Genomic DNA, 18,414 nt, shown 5'->3' on the forward strand with positions numbered 1-18,414 from the left:
GGCCTTTCGAAATTGCTGCATTGCAACATAGACTGCCATTCCAGCAGCGACTAGGCAACATCATAGTTTTCGGAATGCGATTTTTTGAGGGACGGCGGTTTCCGGGACAATGCGCGATCACCCGTTTGCGGCGCTGGTTGCCGCCATCAGGAAGCGCGTCGGCGGCATTTGCTGCCGCGCAACAATCCCGGTGCGGCGGAACAGCGCGTCGAGCTTGTCGGTGGCGACGCCGCGCACGATCGGGATCAGATTCGATTGGCTTGCGAAAGCGTAGGCCGCGGCCGATGCCAGCCCACGCTCGGCCTTCACATCAAGGAAGTTGCGCAGCCGGTATTTGTCGCGGACATGGCGCTCATGGCGCCGCAAGGCGGCCTTCGAGCGCTCCGGAAGGCTGTCTATCTGGAGCAGCGCCAGATCGGCATCGGCAAGGCGCTTCAAATCCTGCGTCCTGTGGCGGCCGCTCAGCGAATCGGCGCGCACGATCGCGCCATAGCCGCAGGATTTGATGATCTTGAACCGAGCCCCGTAAGCGACAGCGCGCGCGTAGAGTTCGTAGTCCTCGCCAAGCCTGAGGTTCTCGTCGTAGCTCAACCCATGCCGCTCGAGGAAAGCCCGGCTGATCACCGGCTTGAGGAAACCGAGCTCGCCGCGCCGCACACGGCGGCGCGAGATGTTGCCGTCGATGAAGCGCTCGAAATCGAGAAATTCCGGCTCGGCCGCGAAAGGCGGGGCGGCGACCTTGGCGAGATCGGTCGCGGCATCGTCGCGGATCAGCATGATGTTGTCGGCGGCGAAATCCCAGTCGGTGCTGGCGAAAAGCCGGCGGAAGCGGCCTTCGAGGAAGAAATCGTCGGCGTCGAGGATGCTGATGAAGGGCGATTTGGAGGCCTGGATAGCGGCGTTGCGCGCGGCGGAAGGACCGCGATTGACGTCGAAACGGATGACGGCAAGCCGGCCGCTGCCATCGTCGGCGGCCAAAGCCACATCCCGGGTGTCGTCGGTGGAGGCGTCGTCGACCACGATGACTTCGGCGACTTCGGCCTCGCGCAGCGCCGAAGCGATGGCGCCGGGAATGGTGCGCGCCGCATTGCGCGCGGCGATGATGACGCAGACCCCCGAGGTCGTTATGGGCGTCGTCACGGGCATGGGCTCACCTTTCGCTTGCATGATTGGCCGCCCCGCCCACGATTCTGATCATTTCGCTCCGCGCCGGCCCGGCCGTGGCCGGGCGCTCGAAGATGCGCCGGCTGAGGTCGGCGGAGGCCGCCCAGCCGGCTTCAGCCAGGTAGCGGACCGGCTCGCGGCCGCAGAGTTCCCACAGCACATGGCGGCGCTGCGGCCAGCGCAGGGACGCGAGCCACGGCGCCATGACCATGTGGAAGAGGTCGGCGTTGTCGATGCGGGCCAGCATGCGGGTGGCGCGATCCGAAAGCAGCGTGCCGTCGCCGCCGAGCAGCACGTCGGCGGCGCGCAATCCCAAGAGCAGCGTATCCGCCAGGCCCTGTTCGGCGGCGTGGTCGAGCACCCTCCGCTGCTCGGCCTCGCTCAGGCGGCTGACGCTGGCCCTGACGTCACAGACATAGCCGGCGCAGGGCTCGCGGTTGAAAAAGGCCTTGGCGACGCTGATCGAGGACAAAAGCAAGGTGTCGGCGGCCGAGATGATCGGCATGGCGGCGCCGGCCAACTCGACTTCGCGCTTGCGGCGCAGGAAGCCGTCGGTGTCGCGCGGGCTGGGCGAACCCGGCTGCTGCAGCCGGTGGTGGAGGTCGACTGTCGAGGCCCTCGCGCCGTCTTCGCGCACCATATGCTGCTCACCGAGGAAGCGCACCCACCAGACCGAGCGCGACTTGCCGGCAACCTCATAGCCCATCGTGCGCAACGCATCGCGGGCCTTGGCGAAACCGGTCGGCGAAACCAGTATATCGACGTCGCCGGATGGCTTCATGAAGTGGTCGCCATAAAGCAGATGCTGCTGGAGCGGCCCCTTGAGGAAGACGAAATCGACCTGCCTGTCGCGCAGCACACGAGCGATGGCCACCGAATCGCCAATGCAGGCGACATTCATCGACATGGTACGCCGGCGGTAGCTGTCGAGCCAGCCAGGCAACTCCGCAGGCGCGGCATTCGCGGGCGCCCGCGCGAGCGCCTTGAGCAGGAAGACGGCGACCTTGTTCAGCCTGGCGATGTCGGCGACATTGGTTGCCGAAATTGGGGCCGCCGGGATCGGGGTGGCCGACGCCGTCGGCGCGGGCACATCGACCCGGCCATCCGTGATGTTGGCTCGTGGCGCGAAAAACAGCCTCAGGCAGGCCTGCACATAAGCGACTTCGTCGGTGCAGCCAGCGGCGCGCAGCCTTTCATAGGAGCCATCCTGCACCGCCATGCCCGATGTCGTTCTCCGCAAAATGCCGCCCAAAGGGTTTATACTGCACCTGCGAAGAAAAGCATCGGAAAAATTGACGCGCTCACGCCAAAAGCGGCTGAGGCCGCCTCCTGACCGCAACCCCAGCGTTTAAAATCGCTTCGCGTTCAATCACTTTTGAAGACAATTCCGGGGGCGTCCCGGCTGGCCGGAAAATGACGATTTTTTGTGACAAATTCATCGCAATTGCGAGATGTCTTTTTCGCCTGAAAAATTATCGCAGATAAATCAACCGCTTATCTAAACGACACGGACCTACGGTTGAATTCCTGGATGGGTGAGGTTTAGGATGACGCTGCCTAGGCCTTGATTAACAACGGATACGAGCGCAACCAAGAATTGATTAATGCTTGGTAAATCAAGCTTGACTCATGGATGTTGCCATGCAGCAATTGCGCTGCAGCATAGCGATATGTTGGCGGCATTCTGCAGCCGCTTCCAGTCCTTAATTGGAGAGTACAATGGAACAGAATGTTGAAAAGCATGAGTATGAAACCCCCAGCCTGACGGTTCACGGTTCGATTGAAACTATCACGCAGGGCGGTGCAGGCACGACGGCGCTCGACGCGAGCTTTCCCGCGCACACGCCGGTCGGCGAGCTGACTTTCTCTTAAAACTCACACAGGTGTCCGGGTGTCTGAGTTGGGGCTCCGGATGCTCTCCAACAGGTGAGCCGGGGGGCGTTGTCCCCCGGATTCCTGCCGAGGATCGCAGGCAACCGATCCCGGTGGAAGCCAAAGGGCGCGACGGGCCAGCAACGAGGTTTTAGGATGCACTGGAACCCTTCGGACCATGACCGCGTCGTCGCGACGAACGAGGCGGTGGCTTGTGAATTCGGCGCCGGACTGGCGCTGCTCCACCTCAAATCCAATGTCTATTACAGCCTGAACGGCGTCGGCGCCTTCATCTGGGAGCAGATCCAGGAGCCGCGATCCATGCTCGATATCCGCAGCGCCGTGCTTGCGCGCTACAATGTCGATGCCGAACGCTGCAGGGCCGATGTCGAGGGCTTGCTCAAGGGGCTGAGCGAAGCAGGGCTTGCGAGGCTCCACAATGAGGAACTGGTCTAGGCTCCGCTCGCTGAGCGCCTGGGAAATGCTGTTTCTGGCGCACTGCCTGATGGTGGTGAGCGTTGTGCGGCTCGCGCTGACGCTGTCCTCCTATCACCGTGTCCGTAGCCTGGTGACGGGAATGCACGCCAGACGCGACGCCAGCGTCGCCGACCTGCGGCGTGTCGCATGGGGCGTCGCCGCCGCGGCGCGGCTCGTGCCGGGCGCCAGCTGCCTGACCCAAGCGCTGGCAGGACAATATCTGCTCGCCCGCCAGGGCAGCGCATCGAAAATCTGCATCGGCATCGAACGAGGGACCGGCAGCGAGCTCAAGGCGCATGCCTGGTTGATGAGCGGCAACCACATCGTGCTTGGCGGCTCGATCAAAGGATTTGCCCATCTGGTCGACCATAGGTCGTGAGCGATGAGCGGCGTCGCTGGAATCGTGCTCAGCGATAACGGCCGGCCCGCCGCGGCCGGCGATATCCAAGAGATGCTTTCGCGCATGCGCCACCGCGCCCGCGACGGTAGCTCATGGTGGACGGATGGCAGCGTGGCGCTCGGCCATGCCTGGCTCGACACGACCGGTGAGAAGGGCCCCGGCCCGCTGACGATGGCCGGCGGCAAGCTCGCCATCACCGCCGACTGCCGGCTGGACAATCGCGACGAGCTTCTGGCGCGGCTCGGCATGCGGGACCGGTCGGTCGCCGACGCGGTGCTCATCATGCGCGCCTACCTTAAATGGGGCGAGGCCTGCCCGACCTATCTGCAGGGCGATTTCGCCTTCGCGATATGGGATGGCGAGCGCCGGGCGCTGTTTTGCGCGCGCGATCATTTCGGCGTCAAACCTTTCTACTATCATTCGACCGGCAGGCGCTTCGCCTTTGCCTCGGAGATCGGGCCGATCCTGGCGCTGGACGGCGTCGGCAGGCGGCTCAGCGAACACCAGATTTCCGGCTTCCTCGCCGGCTTGACGGACGATCCGCAGGCCACGCTCTACGCCGAAATCTTCCGCCTGCCGGCGCGGCACAGCATGACGGTCGCCGACCGCCGGGTAGTGCTGCAGCGCTACTGGCAGATCGAGCCTTCGCAGCGGCCGCCGCACCCGGACGCGGCCGAAGAATTCAGGCATCTCTTTGCGCAATCGGTGGAGAACAGGATGCGCGGCACGCCGGCCGTCGGCGCGATGCTGAGCGGCGGGCTCGATTCCTCCTCGATCGCTTGCGTCGCCGGTCTTCGCGCGGCGGCGAGGCGCAACCCGAAGCTCAAGACTTTCTCGCTGGTGTTCGACAAGGGATCGTCGATGGACGAGAAGCCGTTCATCGATGCGGTGCTCGACGACAATCCGCTCGATGCCACGCTGATTGCGGTGAGCAATTACGCGCCCTTCGCCGAGTTCGAGCGCATCCTGGAGGAACAGGAAGGCACGTTCCTGGCGCCCGGTCTGTCATTGACCCGCGACCTTTACCGCACCGCGGGCGCAAAGGGCGTCAAGGTGCTTCTCGACGGGCATGGCGGCGACGAGGTCGTCTCGCAGGGCCATGGGCACCTCCATGAACTCGCCAATGCGGGCCGTTGGCTCGAGCTGTGGCGCGAATTGCACAGCGCCGCCAACACCTATGGCGAGGGCATGTTCTCCCTCTATTTCAAATTCCTGACCATTTATGGACCGGCTTGGCGGATCGCCCGGATGAGATCGATGGCCAGACGCCTTGTCGGCAAGGTGCGGCAGAGGCCCGCATCGGCGCCGCGCGCCTGGGCGGGCCTGGTCAATCCGGACCTTGCCAGGCGCACCAATCTTGCCGAGCGGTTTCATCGCAGCGGCTACATGCCCGCCGCCGTGAGCGCCAGCGAAGCGCTGACGCATCGCTGGCTGCTGTCCACCGGGCTGGTGCCGCACGCCTTCGAAGTGCTCGACAAGGCCGCCGCCAATTCCGGCGTCGAGCCCCGCTATCCGTTCTGGGACAAGCCGCTCGTCGAGTTCTGCCTGGCGCTGCCCGGGGAGGAAAAACTCAGGGACGGGTTTGCCCGCCACGTGCTGCGCCGGGCCATGCAAGGCGTTCTGCCGCCGGCCGTGCAATGGCGGCGCGACAAGATCGATTTCACCGCTAACCTGGTCAAGGGCATGCTCGGCAACCACCGCGAGCTTCTGGACAGGCTGCTGATAGCGGACGGCGAGCGGATCGCGCCCTATGTCAACCTGCCTGAAGTGAACGCCGTCTATGAGCGCCTGCTCAGCCAGCCCGAGCAGGCAACGCTGCCCGACGTCCAGCATGTCTGGCGTTCGGTTTCGCTATCGCTGTGGCTGCGGCAAGTCCAAGGAAGCCCCGCATGAAGCTTCCGACCGCTTCCCTTGCGCGACCGGGGCCCGCCACCGGGACAATGGCGCCGGGCGGACGTGTCCGCCATTTCTACAAGGCCTACGGGCTGATCGTCAGCTCGGACGTGGCGTTGCCGGAACTGACGCTGACGGCGCCGGCGACGCCGGACCTGGAGATCGCGGTCGGGCCGATCGACTTTCCCGACGGCGCATCGCATGGCGCCACGGGCTTTCGGTTCGAGGCGACCCGCCAATATCTTTCCTGGCAGGCGGTCGGCACCTTCATGATCAGCGACGGCAGGCGGATCGATGTCGATCCGGCGCCGGGGATCGACGACCCGCTGCTTGCCTTTCCGCTGCTCGGGCCGGTGATGGCTCTTGCCCTGCATCGGCGCGGGCTGCTCGTCCTGCATGCCAGCGCCATTGCCGTCGACGGCAAGAGCGTGATCTTCATGGGCGACAAGGGCGCCGGCAAGTCGACGACGGCGGGCGCGATGATCCGCGCTGGCCATCGGCTGCTCACCGATGATGTCGTCGCGCTGGATTTGTCCGACCCTGGACGAACGATGATCCTGCCCGGATTTCCGCAGCTCAAGCTGGCCGCCGACGCGGCCGGCGCCATTCGCCTCGAGCAGGCGGAAGTGCGCCCGCAGGTGCATCCGCAAATCGACAAGGCGCAGCATCGGCTGCACGACGGATTTGCCGCCGAGGCGGTGCCGGTATCGCGCATCTATGTGCTCGAGCGCGGCGAACGCGCGGCGATCTCGCAGCTTGCCGGTGTCGCCGCGCTGCCGGCGATCATTAAATTCTCATACATCACGCGCTTCGGCCGGCAGGCGTTGACCGGCGATCTCGCCGCCGCGCATCTCAGCCAATGCGCTAAGATCGCCGGGCTGATCGGCGTCAACCGCCTCGAAGTGCCGGCCGGACTCGCCAGGCTCGATGAAGCGGTCGCCGCGATCGAATCCGACCTGGCGTCCGGAACAAGGTGATCCAGGGTATGGGCTGGTCCTCGAAGTTTCGCCTGTCGCTTTTGCGCGATGTCGCCGGTTTCGGCGCCATGGTGGCGCATGTCGGCGGACGGCGCACGGCGACGGCGCTTGCCTTCCTGATCCTGGGGAGCCTCACCGAAGGCATTTCGATCCTGCTGCTCGTTCCGCTGCTGCGCCTGATCGGCAAGCCCGACCAGGACTATGCGGTGCGGGTGCCGGAGGCCTTGCATCGGCTGGTGCCCGGCGGAACGCTGTCGCTCGCGAGCGTGCTCTCACTGCTCGTCGCGCTGGTGGCGCTGCAAGCGATGTTCAACCGCTTCAAGTCGGTCTACATGGCGCGGTTGCTCTATGACTTCGTCAACCGCGTGCGCATGAACCTGTTCGAGAGCATCGGCAAGGCCCGCTGGGGCGTTTTCACCCGCATCCGCAGCTCCGATCTGGACCATGCGCTGAACGGCGACGTCGACCGGGTGCAGGTTGCGGCCTTCTCGCTGCTGATGCTGACCCAAGCCACACTGCTCCTGGCCGGCTATCTCATTGTCTCGCTGTTCATCTCGCCGGTGATGACGTGCTTCGCCATCCTTGTCGGTCTGGTGCTGCTGGTTGCGCTGCAGCCGTTCCGGGCGCGCGCCAGCGCCTATGGCCGCACGCTGACCGGCAATCGCCAGGACCAATACCGCACGGTCTCCGAGTTCCTCGGCGGCATCAAGGTCGCCAAGAGCCTGAACGTCGAGGCAAGCTATTTTGCCGAGCTCGGCGCGACGCTGGACAGGATGAAGGCCGACAACATCGCCTTCGTCCGCAACAGCTCGCTCGGCACCGCTCTGTTCCAGGTTACGAGCGTGATCGGGCTGAGCCTCTTCATCTATATCGCGCTGGTTCGCTTTCACCTGTCGCTGGCCGAGATCGTCGTGCTGCTGCTGGTCTTCATGCGGGTCGCGCCGCGTTTCATGGACATGCAGCTTCAGACCCAACAAGTGCTGATCAACCTGCCGGCCTATGCTTCGATGCAAAGCCTCCAGGCTCGCTTCGATGCCGAGCGCGAGCCGGAAGAGAACGTGACCGAACAAGGCGCAAAACTGTCGCTTGAGACCGGCCTCAACATCCGCGATGTGGCGTTCGCCTATGGGGAGGGCGACGGCAAACCGGTGGTCAGCGACATCACCTTCGGCCTGCCGGCGGGCAAGGTGACGGCGCTGATCGGCCCTTCGGGTTCCGGCAAGAGCACGATCGCCGACATGCTGCTTGGGCTGCTTGAACCCACCCAGGGACGTATTCTGGCCGACGGCGTCGAGATCACGGCGCAGAATCGCAGGGCCTGGCGCGATCAGGTCGCCTATGTGCCGCAGGATGTGTTCCTGCTGCACGACACGATCGCCGCCAATCTGCGCCTTGCGGCGCCTGAGGCCAGCGACGAAGAATTGTGGGCGGCCCTGCGAAACGCCCATGCGGCCGATTTCGTTGAGCGGCTGGACTCGCGGCTCGATACGGTGGTGGGCGACCGCGGCGTCCGCCTTTCCGGCGGCGAGCGGCAGCGCATCGCATTGGCGCGTGCGTTGCTGCGCAAGCCCTCGCTGCTGATCCTCGACGAGGCGACAAGCGCGCTCGACTGGCAGAATCAGTCGCTGATCGCCCAATCGATCGAGGCGCTGCGCGGCCGGATGACGATTTTGACCATCGCGCACCGGCCGTCGATGATCGCCTTCGCCGACTGGGTCGTGGCCATCGAGAACGGACGCATCGTCGAGGTCGGACAATATCGGCGGTTGAGGGCGAAAGCCGGCAGCCGGCTTGCAAGGATGCTGTCCGGCGAGCAGGTGGAGCGCGAAAGCGCGCCACCGATCGCGGCCGGGCTGACCTCCGCGCCGGTCGAACGTTCAGTGGAGGCTACGTCTGGCGCTTAGCTTTTCGCCTTCGGCGACCTTGCTCAGGATCGGGCCGCGGTCCGCCTCGCGGGTCTTGTCGGCCGATGTCGGCGTGGCTCCCCCGATCATTGCAAAGACCAGAAGGAAATAGCCGGCCTGGATAATGACGGCGCAGACGATGGTGCGAAGCAGGATGGTTCCCGCCGACACGCCATCGAAATAGGACCAGCCGATGACGATCGCGAGCGCGAAGATCATACCGACGATGAATTTCGGCAAAGACATGACCGCCGCCCTCTCAACCGAGACGAGCATGCAGAAGCTGCGACTTACCCACCCGCGTAACTCCCCGTTGCGCCAAAGAGCTCTTTCTGGCTGCCCAATCCGGCCGGTTGCTTCCGACCTTCCTTACCCGTGCAGACTATGACAGGAACAATTTGCGACTCTATTAAGGCCGGCCTGCCGGAGCAAGGCCGTGCAGGTATGGTTTCCAACGATTTTACGAGATCGACTCTGCCATGCTGCGCCGCACACTCTGGCTCCGAGAGCTATTCAATGAGACGTCTGCCGCTTCAGTTAAACTCATCACTTTGATTAGTATTTTATGTGAATAACTTACCATTGCGAGTGCTTCCAGCGGCCTGCAACCGCGTTTCTTCTGCAGCAAAGAATGCACTGTCCAAAAATGGCCCGAAAAGCGGACTACATTTTCCTGGTTTTCTCTCACCTTGTCATAAACGTGCCACAAAGGTGAAAATTTGGGCAAGGCAGGTTTATTATTTAATCAATTCATGACGTGAACATTTCAACGCGATGGGAAATTGTGTGTTGCGCTGCAGCATTTTTTTGGTATCTTGCCGTAAACCATCCGTTCAACGTATGGAGCTTCTGCATGAGGGACGTCGCCAAGTCGGCAAATGCGAGTTTTGCGCAGGCCGGCGTTGATTTTCCACCCCCCATCGGCGGTCTGCTCAAACGCAGTTTCGATGTCGTTGGGTCCCTGGCTGGGCTGATCCTGCTGAGTCCGCTCTTCCTGATGGTCGCGCTGCTGGTCAAGCTTTCGGATAATGGTCCGATCTTCTATGGCCACAAGCGTATCGGCCGCGGCGGCAGGATTTTCTCTTGCCTCAAATTCCGTACCATGGTGCCGGATGGCGAACGCGTGCTCGCTGCGCATCTGGCGGCCAATCCGGAAGCCAACGCCGAATGGATCGCGACGCGCAAGCTGAAGAACGATCCGCGCGTCACCCGCGTCGGCCAGGTGCTTCGCAAGCTCAGCCTCGATGAGCTGCCGCAGATCCTCAACATCCTGCAGGGCGACATGAGTCTTGTCGGCCCGCGCCCGGTCGTGCGCGACGAATTGGAAATCTACGGCAGCGCGGCGGTCTATTACCTGAAGTCGCGCCCTGGTCTCACCGGTCTGTGGCAGGTGAGCGGCCGCAACGACGTATCCTACGACACGCGCGTCGCCTTCGATCGCCATTATGTCGAGAACTGGTCGTTGTCCGAGGATATTCGCATCATCTTCAAGACTGTTCCTGCCGTGTGGATGTCACGCGGCAGCTATTGACCGACGGGCCTGCTCCGCCAGATTCGGGGCAGGCATCCGGCAGTGATCTCATCGGGCGGATGGGGCCAAAGCGAATCGGAAAACGTATTTGACAAAAGACCTCTTCGGACTGCCCTTCGCATGCAGTCTCATATCCAGGACCACAGCCCGCTTCGGCGGCGTCTTGCTTGCTGCGTTGCTGGTCATGCCGCAGGTCGCTGCCGCCAGCGACTATCGGCTTGGACCGCTGGACAAGCTCAACATCCGGGTCGCCGAATGGCAGACTGTCGACGGCACGTTCCGCGATTGGTCGGCCCTCAATGGCGAGTATTCGGTCGGCCCGGGCGGGATGCTCTCGGTGCCGTTCGTCGGCGACATGCAGGCCGCCGGCAAGACGACGGCCGAGATCGCTTCAGCGATCGGGCTCGCCCTGCAACGAAAGCTGGCGCTGCCCGACAAGCCGGAAGCCTCGGTCGAGATGGCGCAGTTCCGGCCGTTCTACATTTCAGGCGAAGTCCAGAACCCCGGGCAGTTTCCCTTCGTGCCCGATCTGACCGTGCTCAAGGCAATCAGCATTGCTGGCGGTATCCGGCGCAATGCCGACTATGGTCCGCAGCTCGAAAAGGATCTGATTACCGCCAAGGGCAGCTATGAGATCTATGACGACCAGCGCTTGCGGCTGATGGTCAAGCGAGCCCGCATCGACGCCGACCTCGCCGGGAAGACGACTTTCGAGGTGCCTCAGGAAATTCAAGGCGATCCGAGATTGCCGACCATCGTCGCCGACGAAACGGCGATCCTGGTCTCCGACCAGAAATCGCTGAAGCTGAAGCTCGACGCACTCGACGACCTGAAGGGTGTTCTGCAGTCGGAAATCGAATCGCTGCAGAAGAAGATCGCCAACCAGCAGAAGCAGGTCGATCTGGCCTCGAAGCAGGCCGACAGCATCGGTCCGCTGGCGCAGAAGGGCCTGGTCGCCAATGCGCGCCTGCTTTCCTCGCAGCAGTCGGTCACCGATCTGCAGGGCAAGATCCTGGATTATGAGACGGCCATCCTCACCGCCAAGCAGTCGATCAGCAAGGCGGAGCAGGACGCTATCGATGCCCGCAACACACTGAGTTCGAGCCTCACCGCCGATCGGCAGCAAACGGAAGCGAACCTTAATGAGGCGGCCTTGAGGGTCGGCATGCAGAAGGGCCTAATCGCACAGGCATCGGATCCGGCAACGGCTGCCGCCTACACCGGCAATGAAGAGCCAGCCCTGCTCTATTCGCTGGTGCGCGTCGTCGACGGCAAGACCAGCGAGGTCGAAGCCAAGGAAGACACGCCTATCCTGCCGGGCGACGTGATCAAGGTGAAGCTGGCGCCGACGGCCAGCCAATAACGCCGCCGGCCCGGGTTTGTCCGAAGCGAACCGGGAACGGAGGCGGGAGGGACAAGCCAGGCTCGTTCGCGCGCAGCGCGGGCGAGCGATCTGTTTGGACCGCTTGAAGGCATAACATGCAGCCCGCAGCCCAGCGTCACGTGTATCTGAACCTCGACGCCATCCGCGGCGTGGCGGCGATCAGCGTCATGATCTACCATTTCTCGCCATTCCTCGCCGACGGCAAGGTGCTGCCGTCGAGCTATCTCGCGGTCGATCTGTTCTTCCTGCTCAGCGGCTTCGTCATCGCGCATGCCTATGACCGCAAGATCGAAACCGGCATGGGCTTCGGCACTTTCGTGGCCATCCGCCTGATCCGGCTCTATCCGCTCTATCTAGCCGGCACGCTGCTCGGCTTCTTCTATCTGCTGGTCAAGAACAGACTGATGCCGGCGGAATACATGCCGCTGTCCGAGATCGGCATGCAGCTGACAACCGGCATGCTGTTCATCCCGCTGGTCAGCGACGCCTATCATACGATCTTTCCTCTCAACCCGGCATCGTGGTCGCTGTTCTTCGAGCTCATCGTCAACATTGCCTATGTCGCTGTCTTCGTGCTCTTGTCGCAGCGGGTGCTGACGGGGATCGTCGGCGCCAGCCTCGTGCTGCTCGTCGTCGCCTCGGTTGTCGCCGGCACGCTCGATTTCGGCATGACCGGCAAGACCATTGTCAGCGGGCTGCCGCGCGTAACCTTCTCGTTCTTCCTTGGCGTGCTGCTCTGCCGATCGATGGCGCGCTGGCAGGGCAACTTCGGCTTCCTGCGGCGCGGCTTCTGGGTCGAGGGCGCGATCCTGCTCACGCTTGCGGTCTTCGCCATCGCCCCGGCTGCCGGCGGCGCGCGGGTTGCTTACGACCTCTGCGCCATCGTCATCGTCTTCCCGATCATGGTGATGACGGGCGCGGTGGCGCCGACCGCGCCGCGACTGTCAGGCGTCTATGGCTGGCTCGGGCGGATTTCCTACCCGATCTACATCATCCACACGCCGATGCTGATGATCATCGCCGGGGCCGGCAAGGCCTTCTCGATCGATCCGTTCGCGCATCATCCCTTGTTCGGCATCGTGATGGCGGCGATGGTTGTCGTCATCGCCGACATCGCCACGCGCGTCTATGATGAGCCGGTGCGGCGCTTCCTGCAGCGGCAGATGCAGCGCGCCCGGGCCGTGGCTTAGCGCGGGACAAAAAGGCCGGTATGAAGATTCCGAAATCCATCCTGATCGATCCCGATCGCAACGAGACCTACGGCATTTTCGCCGTCGCGGTTTCCACGCTCGCCTTCGCCTACTCGCCCAATTTCGGCCAGATCCTGATCCTCGCCTACTACGCCGTCTGGCTGCCACTGCTGTTCGTCGACTACCGGCGCTTCACCTGGAAACTCTCCAGCGCCTGGCTACCCATTCTGCTTGCGGCCTATGTCTGCCTCTCGGTGTTCTGGTCGCAGGCGGCGGGCATCAGCGCGCGCGCGGCGGTGCAATATTCCTCGCACATCGTCTGCGCCTATGTCGCGGCGCGCACCATCAGCGTGCGCACGCTGGTGGTCGGCTCGCTGATCGGCATCTTCTTCGTGCTGCTCTATTCACTCGGAGTCGGTGGTTACGCGCTCGACACGATCGACGGCACGGTCAATTTCGTCGGCGCCTTCGGTTCCAAGAACCAGGTCGGCTTCTTCTCTTCGCTCGGCATCTTCTTCTGCCTGGCGTTCCTTGTCTTCTACCGGCGCAACTGGCTGGGCTTCGTCTGGACCGCGCCGATCATGCTTTTGTCGGTCTATATGCTGGCAATCGCCCATTCGGCGACGTCGGTGGCCTCGCTGCCGGCGGTGATCGGCATCGTGATGCTGCTCACCATGACCAAGGTCCTGTCGCGACGCTATCGCCGGGTGCTGTTCGTCGTCGGCGCCGGGGCGCTGGTGACGGGCGTGGTGGCAGCGCTCAACCTCGGGCTGCTGGATGTCGTGCTCGGCATATTCGGCAAGGATTCGACGCTCACCGGCCGCACCTATCTGTGGGAACAGGGCTGGAAAGCAGCGCAGCAGCGTCCGCTGCTCGGCTATGGCTATGCCGCCTATTGGGTGCAGGGTTTTGCCGATCCGGAGCGGCTGTGGGCGGAATTCTATATCTCGACGCGTTCCGGCTTCCACTTCCACAACACCTATGTCGAGACGCTGGTCGAAATCGGCTTCATCGGCGTCACCTTGCTGGCGCTGGTCATCCTGCGCGCCTTCTACGGCCATGTATCGAAGGTGGTGTTCGGCGGGTGGAGTGCCGATTCGGTGGTGCTTGCCGGCGCGACCGGGCTGATGCTGATCCGCTCCTTCTTCGAGGTCGAGATGCTCGGCCCCTATTTCATGGCGTCCTTCATCGTCTATTACGGCCTGTTCAAGCTGAACCCATTGCCGGCTTTCCGGCGCCGCCAGATGGCCGTTGCCGCCGAGGACGAGAGGCCGGCCATCGGCCGCATGCCGGCGCCGACCTGAGGGGCTTTTGGCGTGCTCGCCAACGATCTTGGAATCCGCCCGAGCGGCTTGCCCAAGCCCGAAATCCTGCACGTGCCGTGGTAAACGCCTATGTTACATCGGCCTGCCGCGCCAACCATTCGACGGACACTGGGCATTGCGGCGTGGCCGCAATGTCGGTCGGTTCGTTGAAGCAGCGCGTCCAGAACAGGATCAGCGGAGTATCAGACGGCTTCGGACCCTTCCGCTCTGGCAAGGCGCCGTCTTACCTTATCGCGGCAATCGCGAAAGAACCACGCGGTTCCGCACTCACCCATGCAGGTCCCTTGCAATCGCCGGCCCGATCGTGAAGCCGGAGAAGGTCGCCTCAAAGCCTTCGCGCTGCGGCGAGCAGCACATCATGCCGACATCGACCGTTTTCGAGATCGGGAAATAGGCCAGGCGCACCGGTTTCCAGTGGCCGCCCGAGGCGTCCAGATACTGGATGCGGATCGCCTCGGCATGGCGGGTCAGGCGGATCCTGACGCCGTCCTTGCCGGCGGCAATGGCGACCAGCGACCAGTCGGAGGTGTCGTTGGTGACAACGACGGAGAAGTATGCCAGCCCGTCGGTGTATTCGATGCCGGCCTTGATCCAGTGCGTTTCGCTCAGGCGCAGCATCAGCCCCGCCTGATCGTAGAGCACCTTGTAGTCACCCTTGACGGTGACTTCGGCGCTGAAATCACCCTCGACGGAACGGTAGAGGAAATGGCCGTTGTCACGCCAGAAGCCGTAGAAGGTCTCGCGCCAGAAGTCGGTGTCCTTGCCTGTTCGGACGGTGAGCGTGCCGTCGCCGACCGTGTGCTGCGGTGGCGGGTTGAGCCATGTCATGTCGGCCACGCTCATCGATCTGCTCCCGGATTGGACTAGTGCGTTTCACCGTTTCATGGAAACGGCGAAACGCCCTATCTCCTTGTTTTTGCGCAATTCCGGACGGAAAACCGCCAACACTTTTCCTGGAACTGCTCTAGCCGGCGAATGTATAGGCGGTCTTCACCGTGGTGTAGAACTCCATCGCGTAACGGCCTTGTTCGCGCGGGCCGTAGCTCGAGCCCTTGCGGCCGCCGAACGGCACGTGGAAATCGACGCCGGCCGTCGGCAGGTTGACCATCACCATGCCGGCCTCGGAATTGCGCTTGAAATGCGTCGCGTGCTTCAGGCTGGTGGTGCAGATGCCGGAGGTGAGGCCGAACGGCGTGTCGTTGGCGACAGCCAGCGCTTCGTCATAGTCCTTGACGCGGATGACATTGGCGACGGGGCCGAAAATCTCCTCGCGCGAGATGCGCATCGCGTTGGTCGAGCCGACAAACAGCGCAGGCTGCAGATAAAAGCCAGGCGCGCCGCGCTCAAGCCGGTCACCGCCGAAGGCGAGCTCGGCGCCTTCCTGGCGGCCGATGGCGATGTAATCCTCGTCCTGCTTGAGCTGGTTCTGGTCGACGACAGGACCGATCTGGGTCTTGGCATCGAGCGCATCGCCGATGACGAGCTTGTCCAGCCGCTCCTTGATCGCGTCGACAAAACGGTCGTGGATGCCGTCGGTGACGATCAGGCGCGAGGACGCCGTGCAGCGCTGTCCGGTCGAGAAATAAGCGCCGTTGACCGCGCAGTCGACGGCCACCGCGAGATCGGCGTCGTCGAGCACGACGAGCGGATTCTTGCCGCCCATTTCGAGCTGGAATTTGCGCATGTGCTCCACACTTGCCGCGGCGACGCGCTTGCCGGTCCCGACCGAGCCTGTGAAGGAGATGGCGTTGACATCGGGATTGTCGAGCATCGCCTGGCCGACCACCGATCCCTTGCCCATGACGAGGTTGAGCACGCCCTTGGGCAGGCCGGCGCGGTGCAGGATATCGACGATGGTCCAGGCGCTTTCAGGAACCAGCTCGGCCGGCTTGAAGACGATCGTGTTGCCGTAGGCCAGCGCCGGCGCGATCTTCCAGGCGGGGATGGCGATGGGGAAATTCCACGGCGTGATGATGCCGACGACGCCGACGCCTTCGCGCGTCATCTCGACGCCGACGCCAGGCCGAACGCTCGGCACCATCTCGCCCGACAGACGCAGCGTCTCACCGGCGAAGAAGTCGAATATCTGCGCGGCGCGGATCGTCTCGCCGACGCCCTCTGCCAGCGTCTTGCCTTCCTCGCGCGCGAGCGACCGGCCGATCTCGTCCTTGCGTGCCATGATCTCGTCGGAGGTTTTCTTCAGCACGGCATGGCGGGCAAGAGGCCCGGAGCGCGACCAGGCGGGGAAGGCCGCCTTGGCGGCGGCGATAGCCTGCTTGGTTTGCTCAGGCCCGGCCGAAGCATATTCGCCGACGACGTCGTTGGTGTTCGACGGGTTGATGTTGCGTGAGCCGGCCTCGCCAAGCCACTCGCCGTCGATCAGGTTCTTACGCAGCACGGTCATTGTCTTGTTCCTTGAAGCTGGGGTAGTGGCAGTCCGTCGGCCGGTCAATTGTCGGACAAATGATATAATGATTGTCCCGTGGCAGGTCTACCGGCCTTCTGCGACAAACCTAGGGCCTTGCCGCGTCAGGTCGAGAACGACCAGAACAGGCAGGCGAGCGTGACCGCGCCGAAGGCGACGAAGAACAGGCTTCTGAGCAGGACGTTGCGGCGAAGCTCGTTCATGGTGAGATGCGCCGCAACGATCACTGCCACGAACAGGAAACGCCAATTGAAAAGCGCCCAGAGCACCTCGTGCTGGCCGAAGGCCCATCTGGCAAGCAGCGAGCCGACGATGGTCGCGAACAATACGATCGTCGCCCAGAAGATCGCATCGGCCGCGTGAGTCAGGACGACGCCGGCGGCGCGGATGGGCAGGATCATCATCAGCATGGCAGCGAAGAAATAGACGGCGGCGATCGCCAGGAACGAGCCGGCGTCGGCGATGCCGTCGAGACGCTTCACGCCGAACGCGCCATAGGGATAGCCGTGCCTCGCCACGGCCAATGACAGCGCCATCAGCAAAGCGCTCAAAACCGTGACCAGTGCGAATGTGCCGAGGGCCTTGCTCATGCCTTTTCCTGTCGAGACGAATCAACAGGAGTCTAGCAGAGCATGGCCCTCGAAAGCCGCAATTCACTGCTCGACATTCTCGAAGATGTCGGCGCTTAAGCGATCAAGTTGGTTGCCATGACAGCGAGACGATCGCGCCTGAGTTGAACACCCACATCTGCGGCCGGTGAGTTGCTGGCGGAGCGTTCCGATGACGCGCCGCTGCTGGCCAGCTATCCAATCCGGTTTCCGCTCACCGGATCGAACAGATGCAGCGCAGCCGGATCGGCGGCGAGGCGGATCGTGTCGCCCGGCCTCACATCGCTGCGGCCCATGACGAAGACGCAGACCTGCTGGTTGGCCAGCCTGACATAGAACTGCGTCGAGAGACCGAGCGGCTCGAACACCTCGACCTCGGCCTTCAGCGCGCCGTCTTCGACCAGCTTGATGTGTTCCGGCCGCAGTCCGATGGTGAGGTCATCGCCGTCGCTGAGCGGCAGGCCATCCGGCAGCCGCAGCTTCTGGCCATCGGCGAGCACGGCATTGACCTTGCCACTCTTGGCGACCTTAGCCGGCAGGAAGTTCATGCCCGGCGAGCCGATGAAGCCGGCGACGAAGGTGTTGACCGGACGGTCGTAAAGCTCCAGCGGACGACCGACCTGCTGCACATAGCCGTCATGCATGACGACGATGCGGTCGGCCATGGTCATCGCCTCGACCTGATCGTGGGTGACATAGACCGACGTGGTCTTGAGCTGCTGGTGCAGCGCCTTGATCTCGGCACGCATATGGACGCGCAATTTGGCGTCGAGGTTGGACAGCGGCTCGTCGAACAGGAACACTTTCGGGTCGCGCACGATGGCGCGCCCCATGGCGACGCGCTGGCGCTGGCCACCGGAAAGCTGGCGCGGCAGGCGACCGAGATAGGGGTCGAGGCCGAGCCGCTTGGCGGCAGCACCTACCCTGCCGTCGATCGTCGCCTTCTCGGCCTTCTTCAAAAGCAGGCTGAAGCCCATATTGGAGGAGACATCCATATGCGGGTAGAGCGCATAGGACTGGAACACCATGGCGATGTCGCGGTCCTTCGGCGCAACATCGTTGACCAGCCGCTCGCCGATATGGATCTCGCCGCCGGTGACTTCTTCCAGGCCGGCGATCATGCGCAGCAGCGTGGACTTGCCGCAGCCGGACGGGCCGACCAGCACGACGAACTCGCCATCGGCGATCTCGAGATCGACGCCGTGCAGGATGCGCAGCGCGCCGTAATCCTTCTCGACGTTTTGCAGCGTGACGGAAGCCATCT

At 63.4% G+C, this 18,414-nt stretch carries 17 protein-coding genes; 10 read left to right on the forward strand and 7 right to left on the reverse strand.

What is annotated here, in order from left to right; all coding sequences use genetic code 11:
- Positions 1-117: 117 nt before the first annotated feature.
- Positions 118-1,128 (reverse strand): glycosyltransferase family 2 protein, encoded by a 1,011-nt coding sequence (locus LB535_RS04895; protein ID WP_224631669.1) that lies wholly within the window; start codon positions 1,126-1,128, stop codon positions 118-120.
- A gap of 22 nt (positions 1,129-1,150) precedes the next feature.
- Positions 1,151-2,383: a nucleotidyltransferase family protein gene (locus LB535_RS04900; RefSeq protein WP_224631372.1), complete on the reverse strand. Its 1,233-nt coding sequence runs from the start codon at positions 2,381-2,383 to the stop codon at positions 1,151-1,153.
- A gap of 500 nt (positions 2,384-2,883) precedes the next feature.
- Here LB535_RS04900 and LB535_RS04905 point away from each other — a divergent pair, with 500 nt between their 5' ends.
- The 6 genes from LB535_RS04905 (at position 2,884) to LB535_RS04930 (ending at position 8,687) form a co-directional block, all read left to right on the forward strand.
- Positions 2,884-3,036: a lasso RiPP family leader peptide-containing protein gene (locus LB535_RS04905; protein ID WP_095769314.1), complete on the forward strand. Its 153-nt coding sequence runs from the start codon at positions 2,884-2,886 to the stop codon at positions 3,034-3,036.
- A gap of 156 nt (positions 3,037-3,192) precedes the next feature.
- Entirely contained in the window at positions 3,193-3,492 is a 300-nt protein-coding gene (locus tag LB535_RS04910; protein WP_095769315.1) for a PqqD family protein, read from the forward strand.
- Entirely contained in the window at positions 3,476-3,892 is a 417-nt protein-coding gene (locus tag LB535_RS04915; protein WP_224631373.1) for a lasso peptide biosynthesis B2 protein, read from the forward strand. Before LB535_RS04910 ends, LB535_RS04915 begins: the two co-directional genes overlap by 17 nt.
- 3 nt (positions 3,893-3,895) lie before the next feature.
- Positions 3,896-5,806 (forward strand): lasso peptide isopeptide bond-forming cyclase, encoded by a 1,911-nt coding sequence (locus LB535_RS04920; RefSeq protein ID WP_224631374.1) that lies wholly within the window; start codon positions 3,896-3,898, stop codon positions 5,804-5,806.
- On the forward strand, positions 5,803-6,783 hold the full coding sequence (locus tag LB535_RS04925) for a serine kinase (protein WP_318012266.1): 981 nt from the start codon (positions 5,803-5,805) through the stop codon (positions 6,781-6,783). Before LB535_RS04920 ends, LB535_RS04925 begins: the two co-directional genes overlap by 4 nt.
- Positions 6,784-6,791: 8 nt before the next feature.
- Positions 6,792-8,687: an ABC transporter ATP-binding protein gene (locus LB535_RS04930; protein ID WP_224631375.1), complete on the forward strand. Its 1,896-nt coding sequence runs from the start codon at positions 6,792-6,794 to the stop codon at positions 8,685-8,687.
- On the opposite strand, the gene LB535_RS04935 is transcribed toward LB535_RS04930, so the two are convergent.
- The gene (locus LB535_RS04935) at positions 8,661-8,933 is read right to left on the reverse strand and encodes an exopolysaccharide production repressor exox (RefSeq protein WP_224631376.1); all 273 of its coding nucleotides are present in this window, start codon (positions 8,931-8,933) and stop codon (positions 8,661-8,663) included. The genes LB535_RS04930 and LB535_RS04935 overlap by 27 nt on opposite strands.
- 607 nt (positions 8,934-9,540) lie before the next feature.
- Between LB535_RS04935 and LB535_RS04940 the strand changes: the two genes are divergently transcribed.
- From LB535_RS04940 to LB535_RS04955, 4 genes are all read left to right on the forward strand, one after another.
- Positions 9,541-10,218 carry a sugar transferase gene (locus LB535_RS04940; protein WP_224631377.1) on the forward strand — a complete coding sequence of 226 codons (678 nt, stop codon included), beginning with the start codon at positions 9,541-9,543 and terminating at the stop codon, positions 10,216-10,218.
- 184 nt (positions 10,219-10,402) lie between these two features.
- Entirely contained in the window at positions 10,403-11,581 is a 1,179-nt protein-coding gene (locus LB535_RS04945; protein ID WP_095769320.1) for a polysaccharide biosynthesis/export family protein, read from the forward strand.
- A 116-nt stretch (positions 11,582-11,697) separates the two neighbouring features.
- Positions 11,698-12,792, forward strand: coding sequence for an acyltransferase family protein (locus LB535_RS04950; protein WP_224631378.1), 1,095 nt, complete (start codon positions 11,698-11,700; stop codon positions 12,790-12,792).
- Between the two features lie 20 nt (positions 12,793-12,812).
- Positions 12,813-14,096, forward strand: a complete 1,284-nt coding sequence (locus LB535_RS04955; protein ID WP_224545391.1) for an O-antigen ligase family protein — start codon at positions 12,813-12,815, stop codon at positions 14,094-14,096.
- Positions 14,097-14,384: 288 nt separating this feature from the next.
- Here LB535_RS04955 and LB535_RS04960 read toward each other — a convergent pair whose 3' ends face one another.
- The 4 genes from LB535_RS04960 to LB535_RS04975 all read right to left on the reverse strand — a co-directional run bounded on the left by LB535_RS04960 (position 14,385) and on the right by LB535_RS04975 (position 18,412).
- Positions 14,385-14,960: a DUF1349 domain-containing protein gene (locus tag LB535_RS04960; protein WP_224631379.1), complete on the reverse strand. Its 576-nt coding sequence runs from the start codon at positions 14,958-14,960 to the stop codon at positions 14,385-14,387.
- Between the two features lie 121 nt (positions 14,961-15,081).
- Positions 15,082-16,521 carry an aldehyde dehydrogenase family protein gene (locus LB535_RS04965; protein ID WP_224545389.1) on the reverse strand — a complete coding sequence of 480 codons (1,440 nt, stop codon included), beginning with the start codon at positions 16,519-16,521 and terminating at the stop codon, positions 15,082-15,084.
- 125 nt (positions 16,522-16,646) lie between these two features.
- Entirely contained in the window at positions 16,647-17,132 is a 486-nt protein-coding gene (locus LB535_RS04970) for a hypothetical protein (protein ID WP_224631380.1), read from the reverse strand.
- A gap of 212 nt (positions 17,133-17,344) precedes the next feature.
- Positions 17,345-18,412, reverse strand: a complete 1,068-nt coding sequence (locus LB535_RS04975; protein ID WP_224631381.1) for an ABC transporter ATP-binding protein — start codon at positions 18,410-18,412, stop codon at positions 17,345-17,347.
- Between the last annotated feature and the right edge of the window lie 2 nt (positions 18,413-18,414).

It is taken from the genome of Mesorhizobium sp. CA10 (genome assembly GCF_020165285.1).
Lineage (GTDB): Bacteria > Pseudomonadota > Alphaproteobacteria > Rhizobiales > Rhizobiaceae > Mesorhizobium.

Excerpts from the sequence above, each read along its gene's own strand:
- LB535_RS04940 (WP_224631377.1), top strand. The coding sequence starts at position 9,541 with ATGAGGGACGTCGCCAAGTCGGCAAATGCGAGTTTTGCGCAGGCCGGC.
- LB535_RS04910 (WP_095769315.1), top strand. The coding sequence starts at position 3,193 with ATGCACTGGAACCCTTCGGACCATGACCGCGTCGTCGCGACGAACGAG.
- LB535_RS04925 (WP_318012266.1), top strand. The coding sequence starts at position 5,803 with ATGAAGCTTCCGACCGCTTCCCTTGCGCGACCGGGGCCCGCCACCGGG.
- LB535_RS04935 (WP_224631376.1), bottom strand. The coding sequence starts at position 8,933 with ATGTCTTTGCCGAAATTCATCGTCGGTATGATCTTCGCGCTCGCGATC.
- LB535_RS04965 (WP_224545389.1), bottom strand. The coding sequence starts at position 16,521 with ATGACCGTGCTGCGTAAGAACCTGATCGACGGCGAGTGGCTTGGCGAG.
- LB535_RS04955 (WP_224545391.1), top strand. The coding sequence starts at position 12,813 with ATGAAGATTCCGAAATCCATCCTGATCGATCCCGATCGCAACGAGACC.
- LB535_RS04905 (WP_095769314.1), top strand. The coding sequence starts at position 2,884 with ATGGAACAGAATGTTGAAAAGCATGAGTATGAAACCCCCAGCCTGACG.
- LB535_RS04930 (WP_224631375.1), top strand. The coding sequence starts at position 6,792 with ATGGGCTGGTCCTCGAAGTTTCGCCTGTCGCTTTTGCGCGATGTCGCC.
- LB535_RS04900 (WP_224631372.1), bottom strand. The coding sequence starts at position 2,383 with ATGGCGGTGCAGGATGGCTCCTATGAAAGGCTGCGCGCCGCTGGCTGC.
- LB535_RS04950 (WP_224631378.1), top strand. The coding sequence starts at position 11,698 with ATGCAGCCCGCAGCCCAGCGTCACGTGTATCTGAACCTCGACGCCATC.
- LB535_RS04945 (WP_095769320.1), top strand. The coding sequence starts at position 10,403 with ATGCCGCAGGTCGCTGCCGCCAGCGACTATCGGCTTGGACCGCTGGAC.
- LB535_RS04920 (WP_224631374.1), top strand. The coding sequence starts at position 3,896 with ATGAGCGGCGTCGCTGGAATCGTGCTCAGCGATAACGGCCGGCCCGCC.
- LB535_RS04960 (WP_224631379.1), bottom strand. The coding sequence starts at position 14,960 with ATGAGCGTGGCCGACATGACATGGCTCAACCCGCCACCGCAGCACACG.
- LB535_RS04915 (WP_224631373.1), top strand. The coding sequence starts at position 3,476 with ATGAGGAACTGGTCTAGGCTCCGCTCGCTGAGCGCCTGGGAAATGCTG.
- LB535_RS04975 (WP_224631381.1), bottom strand. The coding sequence starts at position 18,412 with ATGGCTTCCGTCACGCTGCAAAACGTCGAGAAGGATTACGGCGCGCTG.
- LB535_RS04970 (WP_224631380.1), bottom strand. The coding sequence starts at position 17,132 with ATGAGCAAGGCCCTCGGCACATTCGCACTGGTCACGGTTTTGAGCGCT.